Origin of the sequence: Bacillus halotolerans (genome assembly GCF_001517105.1) — a bacterium.
GTDB lineage: Bacteria > Bacillota > Bacilli > Bacillales > Bacillaceae > Bacillus > Bacillus halotolerans.
Genome location: NZ_LPVF01000008.1, coordinates 564,161 through 583,152 on the forward strand (window position 1 = coordinate 564,161; position 18,992 = coordinate 583,152).

Sequence of the window (18,992 nt, forward strand, 5' to 3'; positions counted from 1 at the left end):
AAGAAAGTATGTCATTTTTTTGAGAGGAGAACCAAATACGTATGAACTTAACATTACGTCTTGCTGAAAAAAAGGATATAGAAGCGGTTGTAGCGATTTATAACTCTACGATTGCCTCACGAATGGTAACAGCCGATACTGAACCGGTAACTCCGGAAGACCGGATGGCATGGTTTTTGGGACATACAGACGAACGGCCGCTGTATGTTGCTGAGGATGAAAGCGGGGAAGTGGCAGCCTGGATTAGCTTCGAAAGATTTTACGGCAGGCCTGCTTATAATAAAACAGCCGAGATCAGCATATACATTCATGAATCATGCCGCGGCAAAGGCGCCGGAACACATTTGCTTCAGGAAGCGCTCCGCATCGCGCCGGAGCTCGGCATCCGCTCGCTTATGGCCTTCATTTTCGGACATAACAAGCCTAGCCTGAAGCTGTTTGAAAAGCACGGTTTCAAGGAATGGGGGTTATTCCCCGGCATTGCTGAAATGGACGGCAAGCGATATGACTTAAAAATATTAGGGAGAGAGCTATCATGATTAGTCTTGATAAAGATGAAAACCATATTGAAAATCACCACGAAGAAAACAGCGTGATCGAGCAGGAGAACAACAGCACAGAGGTCGAAAAACGGGAGCTGAGCGCTGCTGCTGTCAAATCGCTTTCAGACATTGCAAAGTGGGGCAAAATAACAGGAATTCTTTTGATTGTCATGGGCGCGCTGGCTGCCCTGTCGGCTTTAATGACAGTCATAGGTGCTATTCCAGGCGTTCTGCTCATTATTTCAGGCGTATTTCTGATGCGGTCAGCAAAATCAGCAAAAGAGGCGAGCGGAAATCTGACCGGCAGTGCGGGTGAAAGCATGCTGGAGAACTACGGAAAATTTATTAAAATGCAATTATTCTACGCTGCATCAAGTATCGCCGCAGGCCTTATCGGAATCATTTTGCTCATTTTCTTCCTCGTATTTGTCGGCATCGCCGCTTTTGAGGATATGGATACGTATGAAGACCCGGATTCCTATTATTATGAAGATGAGCCCGTATTTGAATAAAAAGAGCTGACCCATGTCAGCTCTTTTTTAGTACAGCATTTTCTTGCGTCTGTCTTCTTCAGTCAAAAACTCAACAAAGCTCCGCATCGCAAACGGTTCTTCCTTGATCTGGCGCGTATACGTGTTTTTGCGCTCTTCTGAAAGAATTTCGCTCTTTTTGATTCTGTTCAGCATATAAATATGAACGGTCTTTTGAATTTGCTTATGCTGATAGCCCGCTTCTTTAAAAAATGCTAATCCAAGTGCAGCAAGAAGCGCAAAAAGTCCGGCGCTGATCAGAGACTCTCTGTCTGCTGAAGCATGAAAAAGGAAAGCAGCCAAATTAAAGAGAGAGAATGCAGCAAGCGGAACTGCAAGAAAACGGTAGATGACAGTTTTCTTCATTAAAGGCTGTACAGCCTTTTGAATTTTTTGCATTTCTGTTTTAATGAACCCCGGCATTTGTTCAATTCTGTAAAAGTTCATGTAATTCTCCCCCTTTATTTGATTTTGCAAGGCTTCACGAACGTTATCATATGAGTTTATTTTAACGCAGGTGCAAGCTGGTTTTAAAGAAATCTGCCCGTGTTTTTCGCGAAGAATCTGGATCAACACACTTTATTCTTTTAAAAAGTCAGTGTTATAATTTGTAATGGGAATCAGATTGCTGTTATTCATGGAATACTAATGGCAATCTTCTTGATAAATATGAATTAGCGGGGTTACAAAGTGAGTATTTCTTCCATCCTTTTATCACTTTTTTTCATTTTGAATATTCTTTTGGCCATCATTGTCATATTCAAAGAACGGCGCGATGCCAGTGCATCATGGGCTTGGCTGCTTGTTCTTTTCTTTATTCCCGTTTTAGGCTTTATTTTATACCTATTATTCGGTCATAATCTCAGACGCAAGCATTTGTTTCAATGGGAGGATCGAAAGAAAATCGGAATCGAAAAGCTGCTGCAGCATCAGCTTGAAGAATTAGAAAACAGGCAATTTCAGTTCAACAACCGGGCAACCTTTGATAATAAGGATTTAATATATATGCTCATCATGAATAATCACGCTGTCTTTACAGAGGATAATTCAGTTGATGTCATAACAGACGGACGTGATAAGTTTCAGCGGCTTTTACATGACATATCAAAGGCAAAGGATCATATCCATCTACAATATTATATTTACAAAGGTGATGAATTAGGAAAAAAATTGCGGGACGCCCTCATTCAAAAAGCGAAAGAAGGTGTTCAGGTCAGGGTTTTGTATGATGAACTCGGGTCCAGAACGCTGCGCAAAAAGTTTTTTAAAGAACTGCGTGAGGCCGGCGGGCACGTGGAGGTCTTTTTCCCTTCAAAGCTCAGGCCGATTAACCTTCGGCTGAATTACCGCAACCACCGAAAGCTTGTTATCATAGACGGCATAACCGGTTATGTCGGAGGGTTTAATGTCGGGGATGAATATCTCGGGCTCAATCCGAAGTTCGGCTATTGGCGCGATACCCATATTCGATTGCAGGGAACGGCCGTTCACGCCATTCAGACACGTTTCATCCTTGACTGGAACCAAGCTTCACATCATCATACGCTCACCTATATCCCGAACCACTTTCCCGATTGCAGCCCAAAGGGAAACGTCGGGATGCAGATTGTTACGAGCGGGCCCGATTCCGAATGGGAACAAATTAAAAACGGCTACATCAAAATGATTTCAAACGCCAAGCGGAACATTTTGATACAAACACCTTATTTTATTCCGGACGCAAGCCTGCTGGATGCATTGAGAATCGCGTGCCTGTCAGGCATTGATGTCAACATTATGATACCGAACAAGCCTGATCATGCTTTTGTATACTGGGCCACGCTTTCGTATATCGGGGATCTTTTAAAAGCCGGAGCCACCGTCTATATTTACGATAATGGCTTTATCCATGCGAAAACAATTGTTGTGGATGACGAAATTGCATCGGTCGGTACAGCGAATATTGACGTCCGAAGCTTCAGGCTGAATTTTGAGGTTAATGCATTTATTTATGATATCAACATTGCCAAAAAACTGGTTTCTACATTTAAAGAAGATTTGCTCGTATCCAGAAAATACACCTACGAGGAATATCAGCAGCGATCATTATGGATCCGCATCAAGGAATCCGTCTCACGACTATTGTCGCCGATTTTATAAGATGCGCCAATCCCCCCGGCCTTTATGGCCGGGGTTTTTCAGCATGGTCATAATCTATCATCACGCACCCCGTAAAAACGCGCATGACCTTTCTCATATAGCGTGCAACCGTAATAAAAAATCACGAATATGATCACAGCGGCTTGCACCTCCGGATCGTCAGGCCAAACTCCATTCACACCGCGGCAAATCAATTCACTATTTTTATTTCTGTATACAAAACTTCTCACAAATAGTGTATAAAAGAAAAGTGAGTATTTTTTTGTAAAGGGGATCCGTGTCAATGAATCCGGAAACGGTCAACAAAACCCTCATCAGTATTTCAAAATGGGGAAAAGCAACAGGCATCTTATTTATTATTATGGGCGCTTTTACTGCGCTTTCAGGCGCGTTCGTTTTTCTTATCGGCGCAGTGCCGGGCGTACTGCAAATCATTTCAGGCATCTTTTTGATGCGGTCAGCAAAAGAAGCAGGCTTAATGGCTGAAAAACATAGCGGGCAATCTGAGGATTTAATGCTGGAGAACTATGCGAAATTTGTAAAGATGCAAGGGATTTATTTAATCGTGAGCATCGCTGTATCGATTCTGGCGATCATCGCATTCTTCATCTTTCTAATGCTTGGAATTGCCGACGGCATATTCAGCGATTATGATACGTACAGCACCTATTAATTAGAAAAACCCGGAGCATCCTCCGGGTTTTTTCTTGTTATTCCGCTTCGCTTACTACTGTAAAGCGTTCATTTTTGTGTGACGGATGTTCAAGCTCATCCAAAACAGCAATCGCATAATCGGCATAGCTGATATAACTGTCGCCATTTGCGTTTACGATCACATTGTCTTTTCCTTTTTGGTAAGATCCCGTCCGCTTTCCTGCCGGATCAAAAAACGCCGCCGGGCTGAGGAACGTCCAGGAAATAGAGTCTGCCTTTTGCAGGTCTTTCAGGTTCTCTCCTTGATTTGATGCAGTCGGAAGATATTCTTTCGGAAATTCCGGTGTATCCATTAAACGTGTTGTTTTGTCTTCATCAACAAACAGGCTTCCCGCTCCGCCGACGACAAACAATCTTGTATGTTTTGCATCCTTTAGGAGGCTGATTAATGTTCTGCCTGCTTCAACATGAAGATGTTCCTGGCCAGGCGCAGCTCCAAAAGCATTTACGAGTGCATCGAAAGGCTTGAGATCTTCCGCCGTCAGTTCAAAAACATCTTTCTCCAAAATCGCTGTGTCCTGATCCTGGACTTTAGATGCATTTCGGACAATGGCAGTTACCTCGTGACCTCTTTCCTTCGCTTCCTTCAAAATCAGACTTCCTGCTTTTCCGCTTGCACCGATAATTCCTATTTTCATTTTTGATTTCCTCCTTATTTGTAACAATTTTAGTTACATGTTAGTGGTGAGAAGTCATCCCTTTTGATCAAAAGAGATGATTCATTACATCTTTTAATGACTTGCTTGCCAGCTCATTTTCCATCGCTTTTTGCACACTTTCAAATGTCTCATCCAGCGCGCACTGAATTTTTTTGCCTACCGGACACTTCGGGTTCGGGTTTTCATGAACCGCAAATAGTTCCTCTTGGTTTTGAACAGCCCGATATACTTCTAAAAGAGAAATATCAGCCGGATCTTTTTTGAGGCTCGCGCCCGGCACCCCGGCGCGTGATGTGAGAATATCGCCCTTTTTCAGCAGGCTGATCATCCTTCTTACAACAACCGGGTTGGTGTTGACACTGTCAGCGATGATTTCCGAAGACGCTTTTTCATCCATCGAAATGAGAGATAAAATATGAATGGCGACAGCAAGACGGCTGTTAATCATGTTTTTTCACCACCGTTGTAACTATAATAGTTACATTTAATTCGTTTGTCAACATATAATATACACTAAATTTGCGCTTCTTGCGCATCCGTTTAGTCAATAAAACGGCCGGATGCACTCCGGCCGTGTCTTGTCAGAATAAGAAATATCGCTGTCCCAGCGGAACATAATCGACAGGCTGACAGGACAGTTCTTCTCCGTCTGCAAAGACCTGATACGTTTTCGGATCGACTTCAATCTTCGGCAAAGCAGCGTTTAATTTCATATCCAGCTTGCTCAGCTTGCGGATGTTTTTCACAGGAGAAATTCTTTTTTCCAGCCCTAACCTTTCCGCCACACCGCCTTCAATGCCCGCCTGGGACATAAATGTGATGGAAGTTGAGCGGTTGGCTTTACCATAGGAAGCATACATTTGGCGCATGAATACCGGTTCCGGAGTCGGGATAGACGCGTTGGGATCCCCCATTTGCGCGCGTGCTATCATGCCTCCCTTTAAGACCAATTCCGGTTTCACGCCGAAAAATACAGGATCCCACAGGACAAGGTCAGCGAGCTTTCCTTTTTCTACAGAACCGACTTCATGGCTGAGGCCGTGAGTAATTGCCGGATTAATTGTATATTTGGCAATGTAGCGTTTCGCACGTACGTTATCGTTTCCGTTTTCTCCAATGAGAGCGCCGCGCTGTTTTTTCATTTTGTCAGCCACCTGCCAAGTGCGGATAATGACTTCGCCAACACGTCCCATCGCTTGGGAATCCGATGATGTCATGCTGATCGCGCCGATATCATGGAGAATGTCCTCTGCCGCAATCGTCGCAGCCCTGATTCTGGAATGGCTGAACGCCACGTCCTCGGGCACCTTCGCATCTAAATGGTGACAGACCATCATCATGTCAAGGTGCTCATCCATCGTATTGACGGTGTAAGGAATTGTCGGCGTTGTGGATGACGGCAGAATGTTCGCGTAAGAGGCGAGCTTCATAATATCCGGAGCGTGGCCCCCGCCTGCTCCTTCAATGTGATATGTATGAATCACCCGATCTCCGATTGCGTCAAGCGTGTTTTCCAGAAAGCCCGCTTCATTGATCGTATCCGTATGGATTGCGACTTGAATATCGGCTTCGTCCACAACTTCCATACACGTTTTGATAGCGCTTGGCGTCGTGCCCCAGTCTTCATGAAGCTTCAGGCCGATGGCGCCGGCTTCCACCTGTTCGATCAGCGGCGCTTTATCGGATGCATTCCCTTTTCCTAAGAAGCCGACATTGATCGGAAATTCCTCAGCCGCTTCCAGCATCCTTGCCATATACCATGCACCTGACGTACATGTTGTCGCTTTGCTTCCTGTAGCAGGTCCCGTTCCGCCTCCAAGAAGAGTCGTGACTCCTGAAGAAAGCGCAACTTCCATCTGCTGAGGACAAATAAAGTGAATGTGCGTATCCACTCCTCCAGCCGTTAAAATTTTGCCTTCACCGGAGATCACCTCTGTACCCGCACCAATGACCATATGCGGATCGACCCCGTCCATGATATCGGGGTTGCCGCTTTTTCCGACACCCACGATCCGGCCGTCCTTTACACCGACATCCGCTTTAACAATACCTGTGTAATCCAATAACACGACGTTGGTGATCACCAAATCCAAAGCGCCGTCTTTTCCTGTGATGCTGCCGTTTTGGCCCATGCCGTCACGGATCGTTTTTCCGCCTCCAAAGATCATTTCTTCACCATAAACAGTGAAGTCCTTTTCGACTTCAATCCATAAGTCCGTATCGCCCAATCTGATTTTATCGCCCGTTGTCGGACCAAACAGCTCCGCGTATTGCTCCCGTGACATTTTCATCGAATCACACCCTCCATCCAGCCGGCTTTCTTTAAGTTGGCTAACGTTTTTTCTTTGCCGCGTTCATCGATATACGTATCGGCCATTCCGTTCAGTCCTCTTACTGTTTTTCGTCCGCTGAATTCAACAAGCGTGACCGTTTTCTCCTCACCTGGCTCAAAACGGACCGATGTGCCTGACGGAATGTCGATACGCATGCCGATGGCTTGTTCGCGGTCAAACGATAGCGCACCATTGGCTTCCGCAAAATGAAAATGTGAACCGACCTGAATGGAACGTGATCCGGTGTTTTTCACCGCTATCTCCCGTGTCTGGCGGCCTTCGTTAATCGTAATGGTCCCCTCAGCAATCTGAAATGCTCCCGGCTTCATGACTTCACCTCCGCAGAAATCGGCTGGTGTACTGTGACAAGCTTCACTCCGTCAGGGAATGTAGCTTCCACCTGAATGCTGTCCAGCATCTCAGGCACGCCCTCCATGACATCTTTTTCAGTCAATACATGGCGGCCGGCTTCCATCAGCTCCGCCACTCCCTTTCCATCACGCGCGCCTTCCATGATAAAACAGGTGAGATAAGCGGCAGCCTCGGGATAGTTCAGCAGAACGCCGCGCGCCTTTCGCTGTTTGGCTAATTCCCCCGCTGCAAAAATGAGCAATTTCTCTTGTTCAACCGGTGTCAGTTTCATCTTAGGTCCTCCTTCTTTTGTCGTATAAAGCGGATGCGGTTACTGCGAATTTGCGGAACATGCAGGCGGGCCATCACCTCCCTTTCTCACAAGGCTGATCATACGGTGAGATGCCTTTCAAAACGGCGAGCCGTTTCTTCATCGGCCTTTCCATGGTCGACAACCGTTCCCCTGTCGATCACATAAAGGTAGTCAGCACATGTTAACGCGTTTTCCAGACTGTGCTCGACTAAAACAACAGAAATGTCTTTTTTTCTGGAAATTTCTACGATAACTTGTCTGATTAGTTCGATAATTGAGGGCTGGATTCCTTCCATTGGTTCATCAAGTAAAATAATTTTCGGATTTCCCATCAGCGCTCTGGCAATCGCAAGCTGCTGCTGCTGTCCTCCGCTTAAATCGCCGCCTTTCCGGTCGAGCATGTCCTTCAAAACAGGAAACCACTGAAAAATCTCTTCCTTGATCCGCCCTCTCCGCTCCTTCTTAGGAAGCGGTTCTTCTCCGAGCAAAAGATTGTCGCGAACGGTTAAAGCGGGGAAGATGTCTCTCCCTTGGGGCACGTACGCAATTCCAGCTCTTGCCCGTTTTTCCGTCTTTTCGTTTTGAACAAACGTTTGATCAAAACGGATCTGCCCCTGTTTGGTCGGGATCAGGCCGATGATCGTTTTCAGCAAAGTGGATTTGCCGACTCCGTTTCGGCCTAATACAGCGACGATCTGCCCGGGGCGGACCTCCATGCTGAGGTTATGCAAAACCATGGATTGATCGTAACCGGATGTCACATTACTGACCGCTATCATGACGCCCCGCTCCTTCCTAGATACACCGCTGCCACCTCTTCATTGCTTGTAATCTCATCCATCGATCCTTCACAAAGCACTCTCCCTTCATGCATCACCGTGACTTTTCTGGAAAACGAGCGGACAAATTCCATATCGTGCTCCACAATTAAAACGGAACACGTTTTGGCAATCTCCTCAAGGAGAGCCCCGGTTTTATCACGCTCTTTTCCCGTCATACCGGCGATCGGTTCATCCAGCAGCAAAAGCTTCGGCTCCATGGCGAGCTGCATGCCGATTTCGAGCCATTGTTTCTGCCCGTGTGACAGGCTGCCGGCTTCTGCATCCCGCTTCTCTTCTAATCCGATCAGCTTCAGGATGTCTGTCACCCTGCCACGCTGCTCTCTTGTCATACGAGCCATCAGCAGAGAGAGAATCGTTTTTTTCTGCTTCATGGCAAGCTCTATATTTTCAAACACGGTCAGCTGCGAAAAGACACTCGGAGCCTGAAACTTTCTGGCGACGCCCATTTTGGCGATCTGATATTCCGGAACCTTTGTCAGTTCAGCCGTTTCCTGAAACACAATCTCGCCCGAATGCGGCTTTGTTTTCCCGCAAATGATATCCAGCATGGTTGTTTTCCCGGCGCCATTCGGCCCAATCAAAAAGTGAATATCACGTTCCTGCACACTGATATCTGCCCCCTGCAGCGCCCAAAACCCGTCAAACTGAACCTTCACGTCACGGCAGATAAGTATCGGTTTCATATGCAGCCGCTCCTTTCTTTTTAGAGAAGGAAAGCTGGGTTCCAAGCTTTTCAAACAGTCCGACAATCCCTCTTGGCAAGTAAAGCACGACGATCATAAACAGCGCACCAAGGAAATACAGCCAAATGTCAGGATAATATTCGCTTAAATAGCTTTTCATGCCGTTCGTTAACAGCGCGCCCAGCACAGCTCCGAAAATGGAGTGCCTGCCGCCGATCGCCACCCACAGCACCATTTCCACTGAAGGGATGATGCCCATCATTTCCGGCGAGATCATCCCGTCCTGAAGCACAAACAGCATTCCGGCAATTCCCGCCATCGCAGCGGACACACAGTAAATAAACACTTTAAAAACGGTGGAATGATAACCGAAAAAACGCACCCTGTTCTCTCCGTCGCGAACCGCCTGCAAAAGCCGGCCAAAGCGGCTTCTCGTAAGAAACAAAGCGAACACAACAGTAAGGCCGTGAAAAAAGACTGTGGCAAAATACAGGATCTGCTTCAAGGCAGGATCAGCCAGAGAATATTGAAAAATCGTATAGAAGCTGGTAAGTCCATTGGTGCCGCCGGTGATTTCCTGGCTGCCGATGAACAGTGTGACCGCCACAACGACGACAGCCTGTGATATCAAAGAGAAATAAACTCCCTTTATATTGTTGCGAAACGTAAAATAGCCGAGCAGAAACGCCAGTAGCACAGGCACAGCGACAGCCGCCGCAATTGCAGCGAAAGGGTGCCTGAACAAAGCCCAGATCCACGGCAGTTCGCTGACACCCGCCCACTCCATAAAATCAGGAATGCCGGACGGTGAGGCTTCTATTTTTAAATACATCGCCATGCAGTAGGCGCCCAATCCGAAAAAGACGCCGTGCCCCAAGCTCAAAATGCCTGTATATCCCCAAATCAGGCAAATGCCGACCGCCACAATCGCAAAGCATAAAAACTTCGCCAACAGCCCCAATCGAAACTCCTGAAGAAAGAACGGAGCAGCGATAAAAAGGGCAAACATCACAACATACGGACTGAATTGCGAAAACCGCTTCATCCGGCACCCCCCTAATCAAGTAATCTCGTTCTGACGCTTGCAAGACCCGAAGGCCGCCATTGCAGAAAGAGAATAATAAACGCAAACACCACAACCTTAGCTATGGTAGCGCTTGTCGAATACTCTACAAATGTGCTGAGTAATCCGACCATCACAGCCCCGATAATCGTTCCTTTTAATTTTCCTATCCCGCCTAAAATGACGATCATAAAAGCATCGACCAGATAAGACGAACCGAGAGTAGGCCCGATTGACCCGAGCAATGTGAGTGAGCTCCCCGCAATACCGGCCAGCCCGCTTCCGAGCGCAAAAGCCAATGTATCTGTTTTTCTCACAGATACACCAAGACAGGATGCCATACTCCGGTTCAGTGTAACAGCCTGCATCCTCCGCCCCGCCGGAGTTTTAAACAAATAGATTCCCAGCAGCGCAAGCGTAAAAAGAACAAGCGCCAAAATAAACAGCCTTTTATATGGAAAGGTGACCGAAAACAGCGTCACTCCTCCCGACAGCCACTCAGGAGACTGAACAGCGACATTCGGCGCGCCAAAAATCGATCTGGCCGCCTGCTGAAGGATCAAGCTTACCCCCCATGTTGCCAAAAGGCTGTCGAGCGGACGGTCATATAATCGCCTGATAATCACTTTTTCAATGACAATGCCAAGCAATGCCGCAACTGTAAACGACATGATGACCGCAATAAAAAAGTAATAGGAAAAGAGAGAAGCCGGCAAATAGCTTAAAAACAGCTGCTGAATAACATATGTCGTGTAGGCTCCCGCCATCATCAGCTCACCGTGCGCCATATTCATAATGTTCATCAAACCGAATGTAACGGCCAATCCAATCGCAATGAGAATCAAAATAGAACCGAGACTGATCCCGTTAAATAATTGAGTCACGACAACAGACATGTTCCGCCTCCTCTCCCGCAAATGGCTTTGATTTATTTAGATAACCCCTTTGCCCAGTCGTACGTTTTTAAATACGGATCAGGTTTTACCGGATCACCTGAGTTCCATACTTCTTTAAACTGTCCATCCCCCGTGATTTGCCCGATTCTAACTGTTTTGTAAAGATGCTGTGTATCCCCATCGATTTTCACTGTGCCGCCCGGGGCCTTAAATGTAATCCCGTCAGCCGCTTTCTTCACTTTATCGATCTCAAAGGACTTGGCTTTTTCAACGGCTGCCGCCCAGAGATACACCGCATTATAGCCGGCTTCAATCGGATCACTGGTCACCCTCTTATCTCCGTTCTGCTTTTTATAATTCTTCACGAATGTCTGATTTTCTGCTGTATTTGTTGTTTGGAAGTAATTCCACACCGCATAATGCCCTTTTAGCACATCTGTCCCGATCCCCCGAATTTCTTCCTCTGCGACACTCGCCGACATGACAGGAATATCATCAGCTGTCACGCCCGCATCTTTCAGCTGTTTGAAAAATGCCACGTTGCTGTCGCCGTTTAATGTGTTAAAAATCACATCCGGCTGCTTTTCTTTGATTTTGCTGACCAGCGTACTGTAATTCGTGTGGCCGAGCGGCGTATACTCTTCACCAACAACTTCTCCCCCAGCAGCTTTCACTTGTGATTTAATAATTTTATTGGCTGTTCTCGGGAACACATAATCCGAGCCGATCAGAAAGAATGTCTTGCCTTTATTCTTCAGCAGCCAATCGACAGCCGGCACGATTTGCTGATTCGTCGTTGCTCCGGTATAAAAAATATGAGGAGATGACTCCATGCCTTCGTATTGCACCGGATAGAACAGCAGCCCGTTATTTTGCTCCACAACCGGGAGCATCGCTTTGCGGCTCGCTGATGTCCATCCTCCGAATACAGCCGCCGCTTTGTCCTGCTGAAGCAGCTTTCTCATTTTTTCGGCATATGCAGGCCAGTCAGAAGCCCCGTCCTCCACGACGGGTTCAAGCTTTTTGCCGAGAACGCCGCCTTTTTGGTTGATTTCGTGAATAGCCAGCAGCTCTGCATCATGGACGGATACCTCGCTGATTGCCATTGTCCCGCTTAATGAGTGAAGAATCCCAACCTTCACTGAATCCCCGCTTGTGTCAATTTCAACTGTTTTTTTCGCATCTCCGCTGGCTTCCGACACTTTCTTCGGCGCCGTACATCCCGTGATCAGAATCGTAATAAGAAACATCAGAAAGACAGCCTGTATTCTAACCCCTTTGCTTTTCATTCAGAACCTCCTTTTTCTGATTCCGCCAACTGATGTTATAAAAGTTAACAACTTATGTCATTTATTATATAGAACAGGCGCATTACTTTAAAGAATATTTAAAAAATTTAGATACTTTAACCAAATCGATTGTCTTTTTTGTTATATTTATTCACATAAAAAAAGGCAAGAAACAATGTTTCTTGCCTTGCCGATCTGATTAATCTTTATCTGTGAATTTATCCTTCGCTTCACCGATACCCTTTTGGACCTCGCCTTTTGCCTTATCTTTTTTGCCTTCAGCCTGCATGTCCGTTTTGTCAGTCATATCTCCGACTTTATCCTTCACTTCTCCCTTGGCTTTATTTAAGCCGCCTTTCATTTTATCTTTTACACTATCGTTACCCATGTGTCATTCTCTCCCTTCATTTAAGTGTGTACTTGTTACCTTCCCGATCTGAGCAACAGTAAACATTTGAATATTATTTATCGATTTCATAACGCTCTCCGTAACGGAGCACCTTGTAGAGCGCCAGCCCGTCAGATGATTTATTTTCTGAGTAACGGACCGGCAGCAGGGCAAAAAACACATAATACGTAGAAAAGTAGACAAACTGATAGAAAAACACATTTGGCTCCAATACACTGTGTATAATGAGCAAATTCACTGCGAAAATGGTTATTAAGTTAAACAGGCAGCCTCCGGCATAAACAAGTGCGTGTGAGAATCGGTTGTCGATCTTCAGCTCACCGTACCGGCAAAACGAATCCATAAAATAAATGGTTCTGACCTGTATCGGCCCAATCTTAAACAGTTTTTTGCCCATCCCGATATCCAATGAACCCTTCCCGCCAAAAACAAAAGCCATAAAGCTGTGCCCGGCAACATGTATAATAGATACAAGCGGCAGAACGATGAGGAAAGACCATAGAAACTTCACCATATCATCAAATCCAAACATTGAATTCCCCCTCACGCTTGTCATAAACAACAACACATATGCACTCCGCCATTTCTCTGTTTACAAAATCGCGGCTTTCCATTCGTTTGTGTTCAAAAACAGTATGTAGCGATTTTTCCTGTTCTCCACGGAAATAAACGTCCCGATGCTCCCCTTTTTTTGTATAAAAAAACCATCCGGCATCAGATGGTTTCGTCTTACACTTGATATAAACAGTCTTCCTTCAGGATCAGCGCTCTCATGCTGACCGCTTTTTCATAGAAAAACACCGCATCTTTATAGTTTTCATGAAGGCTGGAATATGCAGCCGCATCCAGAGCAAATTCCTCAATATACACATACAGGGACTTGGCTTCCATATAATCAAATACCTCTTGTATCATATCCATATTAACGGATTCCACATATAGAGCCTGCAGAAATTTATATTTTTCCAGACTGAAGCTGTCGTTTCGTTTTCGGGCGATGGCAATCCCTTTTTCATAATAATGCATAGCCGCCTGTTCAGCCTGTTTTTTGAAGAGTACACGCGTTAAGCTGAACAGCGCTTTCGGGAGCTGCTCCAGCTGGTGTTCCTCAAAGACAGGAAGCGCTTTTTCAAAGAATGCGGCCGCCTGGTCCAGTTCTCCTTTTTCATCATAACAGTTCCCCATGTTGTAGAGGGCTGATCCGATCAAGCGGGGCTGTCCTTCCAGTAAAGCCAAACGATAAGCGTCATCGAGATGCTCGAGCGCTTTTTCATAATTTCTGTAGTCTATATAGTTCCCTGATATGACAAAATGGCATTGAATTCTTCTGACCCTGTAAAAATCATGAGCCTTGTAGGTCTCAAGCGCCTGTATCGCATGATTCATGGAAAAGTGGGTCTGCTTCATAATATAAAATACTTCCGCTACTTTAAAATGAAATTCCGCTCTTTCAATATCATCCTCTACAAACGCAAGCATTTTCTCAGCTTTCCGATAGAAAGATATGGCTGAGATATAATTGTTCTGTTCAAATTCATACATCCCTCTGAACAAATGAAAATAATACTCAGATAATCCCGAGATGCTGTCCTTGCTGCTTTCCAGCCTCTCGATCAATTCACGATATTGGAGCTGAGATTCCTCGTGCAGGTCGGGCTTTACATAATCAAGCATAATTTGGTGACGGTAGCTGATCAGCTGATAGTACAACAGAAGCAGCTGATCCTCTTCCATATGTTCTATATCATGATCAATCTCTTCCTTCAGCTGAACGGCATCAGCCACTTGAAATGCTAAAATGTGCTTATACCACTGATTGATTTTTACTCCTACTTGAGATGACGGGATCTCGTAAGCGGCCATGCCTCTCCAACCCTTTCTATGAACTAGTGGTTATATTTTATCATATTGTATGGCTTTGGAATTAAAATTTCTTCCAGTGATTCCTTCTTTTTGCCTATCCTTATATTTTTCGGTTTCTGATTGGATTTTTTGCACTTTTTTCGCATTACAGTTTTTGACACAAAAAAGCTTACCGGACTTAGCCGATAAGCTTTTATCATATTAACCGCCAATATAAGACATTTCCACTTTCTTTTTGCCCGCAGTTTTTGAAAGAGTCCGGTCAACTGAATATTGGTCTATCCGATTCTTCCACACTGTGCCGATCATCGCTGTCAGCTCGCCATCACTTAATCCCTGCCGAACCGGCGCTCTGAGGTCATATCCGCTTGAAGCAAACAGGCAAGTAAACAACTCACCGCGCGCAGACAGGCGGGCCCTGTTACACGAGCCGCAGAACGCATCAGATACAGAAGAAATCACGCCGATTTCGCCAGATCCGTCCAAGTAGCGAAACCTTGAAGCAACTTCCCCTTTATAGTTAGGCGCGATCGGCTCAACAGGCATGTGTTCATTGATTACATCAATGATTTCCGCCTTTGTCATGACGTCTTTCTTTTCCCATTGGTTGGTGTTGCCGACGTCCATAAATTCGATGAATCTCAAGATATGCCCTTTTTCTTTAAAATACCGCGCCATAGGCAGAATATCTTTTTCATTGACGCCCCTTTGGACGACCATGTTGATTTTAACGCCGAGCCCTGCTTGTTTCGCCGCTTCAATGCCTTCAAGCACCTTGCTGACAGAAACCCCTCGCCCGTTGATCATTTTAAAGCGCTCGTCCTCTAATGAATCAAGGCTGATGGTCACCCGTTTCAAGCCGGCTTCTTTGAGCTTCTCGGCATAAACAGGCAGCAGCGACCCGTTTGTCGTCATCGCAATATCACGGAGACCCGGAATGCGGGCCAATTTTTTGATTAATTCGGGCATGTCCTTTCTCATGAGCGGCTCTCCGCCGGTCAAGCGGATTTTCTCCACTCCGAACCTGGTGACAAACAGCGTCGCAAGCCGTTCCAATTCCTCAAATGAAAGCAGCTCCTCTTTCTTTAAAAAAGGATAATCCGGGCCGAATAACTCGGCTGGCATACAGTACGTGCATCGGAAGTTGCAGCGGTCTGTAACAGAAATGCGAAGGTCTCTGAGCGGTCTATTCCTTTTATCTAACATCTGGCGAGATTCTGTATTCATTGCTGCAGCCCCTCCTGTCCCTCAATTCTCTCGGGATGTGTATACACATTAAAAGATCCGTCTCTCACAAAACCGATCGCTGTAATATTTAATTCTTCTGCCATTTGAATCGCAAGCTCTGTCGGGGCCGATTTTGAAATCACAATCGACACGCCGATTTTTGCCGCTTTTAACAGCACTTCTGATGAGATCCTCCCGCTGAAGACAATCAGTTTATCGCGGACGGACATCCCATTCAGCAGACAATGTCCGTATAATTTATCAAGCGCGTTGTGACGGCCGATATCTGTGCGCATCAAAAGCACTTTCTCCGTATCGCAAAGCGCCGCATTATGCACGCCTCCCGTCTCCTGAAATGTCCCGCTCCCTTTTTGCATGTCTTTCATGAGCGCCAGACAAGATTCAGGCGAAATCTTCATTTGGCTGACAGCCGTCTTGGCGGTTTTGACATCCTGCTGAAAATAAAAATGGCGGCCCTTTCCGCAGCACGAGCCGATTACCCGTTTTGTATATTCCTGTTGATCCAATGTCTCAGGATGAATGAGATCGACATACACAAAACCGAGACTTTCATCTATTGTAAACCTTTTAATCTCTTTTTGAAATCGAATAACCCCCTCAGATGCGAGAAATCCGATGACGAGCTCTTTGATGTGCTCCGGCGTGCAAACGAGCGTGACAAACTCACTGCCGTTCACCATCACCGTCAACGGATATTCTGTCACCATCCGGTCGGTTTGCCTGCTCATTTCCCCTTGTTCATAACGCCATATCTCCCTGACCGCAGTTACTTTATCGTTCAATGTCTCTTCCCCTCCGCAATGTTCCTGCCTTTATATTTTTTCACACTCCTCAGATTTTGTCGAATCCTGTTATAAAAAAAGAGCCCATTTTAAAGGACTCTACGTTTGGTTATGCTGATTCTTTTTCAGGATCATAAACAGCACAAGAGCTGCGATCAAAGTGAGCATGCTGACAAAAAAGAAAGCTGCCAGTTTCAGAAAAACACCGAGCAATATAAAGGCCACGGCGGCTATAAGGAATATCAGTCCTAACAATCTCATGTTTTCCACCCCTTTTACGGGTATCATTCCCGCCGGCCCTGTTTTTAAACCAATAGAAAAAGGCGCCTGGGGGAGCGCCTTTTCATTCGGTTACTCAGTAAATTTTTGTGCTTCTTTTTCCCAGGCCTGCTCAAATTCTTCCGCGCTGTCAGCTGAAATATATTCTCCGCCGCCAGCAACAGCCGCCTGTTTCATTTCCGCGTTTCCTTTCACATCAAAGTTGAAGCCGATGATATTTACAATCGTATCTACATTCGCTTCACGAAGCTTTTCAATTTCATCAGCAGGATTTCCGCCGCATGTTTCTTCACCATCAGTGATTAAATACACCACGTTTTTCCCGTCTGCATCAAACGCTTCAAATTCTTTTCTTGTATCAGAAAGCGCTTTGGCAATTGGCGTCCAGCCGGTCGGTTTGACGCCGCTTAATGAATGGTCAAAGAGCGTTCCTTCATATGGATGGAGGCCGTAAATCGTTTCTGTTGTGCTGCATGAAAGAGCCTTTCCGGAAAGTTTATTGTTTCCCGCATGTCCAAAGACGCGAAGCATCAGATTTGTATCCTCAGGAAGCAGCTCGGCAAAAGACTTTACAGATTTTTTGGCAATGTCTATTTTTCGTTCTCCTCCTGTTTTTTGAATCATACTTCCGCTTCCATCAAACAGGACAGCTACATTCGTGTCGGCTTTTTTCTCAGCTGCAAAAGACGGGGACGCAAAGGAGACAGTCAACAGTCCAATAATACCGGCAGTCAGTAATTTTTTCATGTTCAACTTCCTTTCTTTATCATATTTTCCAACCATTTGTTGGATACTTCTTTATGCTAGAATATGAAACCACAAAATGATATAGGGCAAGCTGCCTCTTATCTCCCTTTCACTCTCTATTCAAAATCGCTGGAAACCTCAATATTTTTTAGCCATTTCCGCCCAAAAAATATAGAAAGAATGTGACACCATTCATTCTTTCTTCTCCGTGATCAGGAGAGAAAAGCTGAAATCTGCTACTATGCTACAGGCGGGCAGCTGCTTACTTTTGAACGTTTTGTTAAAAACAAAAAAGAGGCTGACCTTTCAGCCTCTTTTTTTCTTATTTAGATAACATCAGTGATTGCTGAGTGAAAATTTTCTCAACATCTTTTTGCGTATAAGCAGGGAAATATTCTCCGCCGCCCACTTTAGCAATTGCGTTCAGCTGGCCTTTATACCCTTCTTTATAGTCAAATCCAATGACATTTACTGTGATGTTGTCTTTATGAAGTTCTTTTGCTGTTTTGATCGGGTTGCCGCCGCATGTTTCCTCACCGTCTGTTAGCAGGTAAACGACTTTTTCTCCTTTTGCATCAAGCTGATCGAAAGAAGATTTTGCCTCGTTCAGCGCTTTTGCGATCGGTGTCCAGCCAGTCGGCCCGATTGTGTTAAGAGAATTGAGGAAGCTCTGTTCGTTAAAGCTTTGGAAGCCGTATACGTTGCGAATGGCTTCGCATGATTGAACTTTTCCGGAATTCTTATTGTTTCCTTCTGAACCAAACACACTCATTTTCACTTGAGTGTCCGCAGGCAGTGAGCTTGCAAACTTTGAAATTTCTTTTTTGGCTGAATTAAATTTAGATACACCGTCTATTCTTTTCGCCATGCTTCCGCTAGCATCTAGCAAAACCGCCACGTTTGCCGGAGCTTCAGCCTTCGGTTCTGTTTTTTCAGCAGCAAAAGCAGGTGACGTCAGTCCAAATAGCAATCCTGTCATCATGATCAGTGAAAATCTTTTTTTCATGTTCGTGCCCCTTTTCAAGTTTGTTTCTGCGTGCAGATGTTCAACGCTGAACATAACTAATCGTATTCGACAAAAACAGAGAAATAAATAGGGCGGGCTTCCCCATTGCCGCTGTTTACTTTTGCATAGAAACCTTTGTTTTTATTAGTGATTTCCGCCTAACAGCAGGATGAAAAATCATGATTGTCCGCCTTTCGTCTTTCGTTATATGAGTCTGTCGAAGTCTGTCGATCAATGTGGATTACTTTACCACAATCTCAGTGTCAGCAAATATGAAAAAGGAACTGATTCCCTCATCATCATA

The 18,992-nt window shown here is 45.5% G+C and carries 23 protein-coding genes; 4 read left to right on the plus strand and 19 right to left on the minus strand.

Features of this window, described 5'->3' with window-relative positions; all coding sequences use genetic code 11:
* Nucleotides 1-41 precede the first annotated feature (41 nt).
* Entirely contained in the window at nt 42-539 is a 498-nt protein-coding gene (locus tag AU387_RS05320) for a GNAT family N-acetyltransferase (protein WP_059335125.1), read from the plus strand.
* Nucleotides 536-1,054 (plus strand): DUF5362 family protein, encoded by a 519-nt coding sequence (locus AU387_RS05325; protein WP_044159689.1) that lies wholly within the window; start codon nt 536-538, stop codon nt 1,052-1,054. Before AU387_RS05320 ends, AU387_RS05325 begins: the two co-directional genes overlap by 4 nt.
* 27 nt (nt 1,055-1,081) lie before the next feature.
* On the opposite strand, the gene AU387_RS05330 is transcribed toward AU387_RS05325, so the two are convergent.
* Nucleotides 1,082-1,519: a DUF5392 family protein gene (locus tag AU387_RS05330; RefSeq protein ID WP_024123133.1), complete on the minus strand. Its 438-nt coding sequence runs from the start codon at nt 1,517-1,519 to the stop codon at nt 1,082-1,084.
* Between the two features lie 243 nt (nt 1,520-1,762).
* Here AU387_RS05330 and cls point away from each other — a divergent pair, with 243 nt between their 5' ends.
* Together cls and AU387_RS05345 are read left to right on the plus strand one after the other, a co-directional pair.
* A complete protein-coding gene (gene cls, locus AU387_RS05335) occupies nt 1,763-3,211 on the plus strand; it encodes a cardiolipin synthase (protein WP_024123134.1) in 1,449 nt (482 codons plus the stop codon).
* A gap of 283 nt (nt 3,212-3,494) precedes the next feature.
* A complete protein-coding gene (locus AU387_RS05345; RefSeq protein ID WP_044159693.1) occupies nt 3,495-3,884 on the plus strand; it encodes a DUF5362 family protein in 390 nt (129 codons plus the stop codon).
* A gap of 37 nt (nt 3,885-3,921) precedes the next feature.
* Here AU387_RS05345 and AU387_RS05350 read toward each other — a convergent pair whose 3' ends face one another.
* The 18 genes from AU387_RS05350 to AU387_RS05430 all read right to left on the minus strand — a co-directional run bounded on the left by AU387_RS05350 (nt 3,922) and on the right by AU387_RS05430 (nt 18,688).
* The gene (locus AU387_RS05350; protein ID WP_044159695.1) at nt 3,922-4,563 is read right to left on the minus strand and encodes an NAD(P)-dependent oxidoreductase; all 642 of its coding nucleotides are present in this window, start codon (nt 4,561-4,563) and stop codon (nt 3,922-3,924) included.
* 67 nt (nt 4,564-4,630) lie between these two features.
* On the minus strand, nt 4,631-5,032 hold the full coding sequence (locus tag AU387_RS05355; protein WP_024123137.1) for an Rrf2 family transcriptional regulator: 402 nt from the start codon (nt 5,030-5,032) through the stop codon (nt 4,631-4,633).
* A gap of 133 nt (nt 5,033-5,165) precedes the next feature.
* On the minus strand, nt 5,166-6,875 hold the full coding sequence (ureC, locus tag AU387_RS05360) for an urease subunit alpha (protein ID WP_059335127.1): 1,710 nt from the start codon (nt 6,873-6,875) through the stop codon (nt 5,166-5,168).
* Nucleotides 6,872-7,246, minus strand: a complete 375-nt coding sequence (gene ureB / locus AU387_RS05365; RefSeq protein ID WP_024123139.1) for an urease subunit beta — start codon at nt 7,244-7,246, stop codon at nt 6,872-6,874. The genes ureC and ureB overlap by 4 nt, the downstream gene beginning before the upstream one ends.
* On the minus strand, nt 7,243-7,560 hold the full coding sequence (gene ureA / locus AU387_RS05370) for an urease subunit gamma (protein WP_024123140.1): 318 nt from the start codon (nt 7,558-7,560) through the stop codon (nt 7,243-7,245). The genes ureB and ureA overlap by 4 nt, the downstream gene beginning before the upstream one ends.
* A gap of 98 nt (nt 7,561-7,658) precedes the next feature.
* On the minus strand, nt 7,659-8,360 hold the full coding sequence (gene urtE, locus AU387_RS05375; RefSeq protein ID WP_059335128.1) for an urea ABC transporter ATP-binding subunit UrtE: 702 nt from the start codon (nt 8,358-8,360) through the stop codon (nt 7,659-7,661).
* Entirely contained in the window at nt 8,357-9,106 is a 750-nt protein-coding gene (gene urtD / locus AU387_RS05380; RefSeq protein WP_044159702.1) for an urea ABC transporter ATP-binding protein UrtD, read from the minus strand. The genes urtE and urtD overlap by 4 nt, the downstream gene beginning before the upstream one ends.
* A complete protein-coding gene (urtC, locus tag AU387_RS05385; protein ID WP_059335129.1) occupies nt 9,081-10,151 on the minus strand; it encodes an urea ABC transporter permease subunit UrtC in 1,071 nt (356 codons plus the stop codon). The genes urtD and urtC overlap by 26 nt, the downstream gene beginning before the upstream one ends.
* Before the next feature lie 11 nt (nt 10,152-10,162).
* Nucleotides 10,163-11,065, minus strand: a complete 903-nt coding sequence (urtB, locus tag AU387_RS05390; protein ID WP_059292358.1) for an urea ABC transporter permease subunit UrtB — start codon at nt 11,063-11,065, stop codon at nt 10,163-10,165.
* 32 nt (nt 11,066-11,097) lie between these two features.
* Complete coding sequence (gene urtA / locus AU387_RS05395) at nt 11,098-12,354, minus strand: urea ABC transporter substrate-binding protein (RefSeq protein WP_059335130.1); 1,257 nt, start codon at nt 12,352-12,354, stop codon at nt 11,098-11,100.
* A 199-nt stretch (nt 12,355-12,553) separates the two neighbouring features.
* The gene (gene csbD, locus AU387_RS05400) at nt 12,554-12,742 is read right to left on the minus strand and encodes a stress response protein CsbD (protein ID WP_024123146.1); all 189 of its coding nucleotides are present in this window, start codon (nt 12,740-12,742) and stop codon (nt 12,554-12,556) included.
* A 73-nt stretch (nt 12,743-12,815) separates the two neighbouring features.
* Nucleotides 12,816-13,295, minus strand: a complete 480-nt coding sequence (locus AU387_RS05405; protein ID WP_024123147.1) for a hypothetical protein — start codon at nt 13,293-13,295, stop codon at nt 12,816-12,818.
* Between the two features lie 197 nt (nt 13,296-13,492).
* The gene (locus AU387_RS05410) at nt 13,493-14,626 is read right to left on the minus strand and encodes a response regulator aspartate phosphatase (protein WP_044159709.1); all 1,134 of its coding nucleotides are present in this window, start codon (nt 14,624-14,626) and stop codon (nt 13,493-13,495) included.
* Between the two features lie 201 nt (nt 14,627-14,827).
* Entirely contained in the window at nt 14,828-15,853 is a 1,026-nt protein-coding gene (gene moaA / locus AU387_RS05415) for a GTP 3',8-cyclase MoaA (protein ID WP_059292355.1), read from the minus strand.
* Nucleotides 15,850-16,656 (minus strand): formate dehydrogenase accessory sulfurtransferase FdhD, encoded by an 807-nt coding sequence (gene fdhD, locus AU387_RS05420; protein ID WP_044159713.1) that lies wholly within the window; start codon nt 16,654-16,656, stop codon nt 15,850-15,852. The genes moaA and fdhD overlap by 4 nt, the downstream gene beginning before the upstream one ends.
* A 99-nt stretch (nt 16,657-16,755) precedes the next feature.
* Nucleotides 16,756-16,917 carry a hypothetical protein gene (locus AU387_RS20365; RefSeq protein ID WP_044159716.1) on the minus strand — a complete coding sequence of 54 codons (162 nt, stop codon included), beginning with the start codon at nt 16,915-16,917 and terminating at the stop codon, nt 16,756-16,758.
* 90 nt (nt 16,918-17,007) lie between these two features.
* Nucleotides 17,008-17,682, minus strand: coding sequence for a vWA domain-containing protein (locus tag AU387_RS05425; RefSeq protein ID WP_059335370.1), 675 nt, complete (start codon nt 17,680-17,682; stop codon nt 17,008-17,010).
* A 322-nt stretch (nt 17,683-18,004) separates the two neighbouring features.
* Nucleotides 18,005-18,688: a vWA domain-containing protein gene (locus tag AU387_RS05430; RefSeq protein ID WP_024123154.1), complete on the minus strand. Its 684-nt coding sequence runs from the start codon at nt 18,686-18,688 to the stop codon at nt 18,005-18,007.
* Nucleotides 18,689-18,992: the final 304 nt, after the last annotated feature.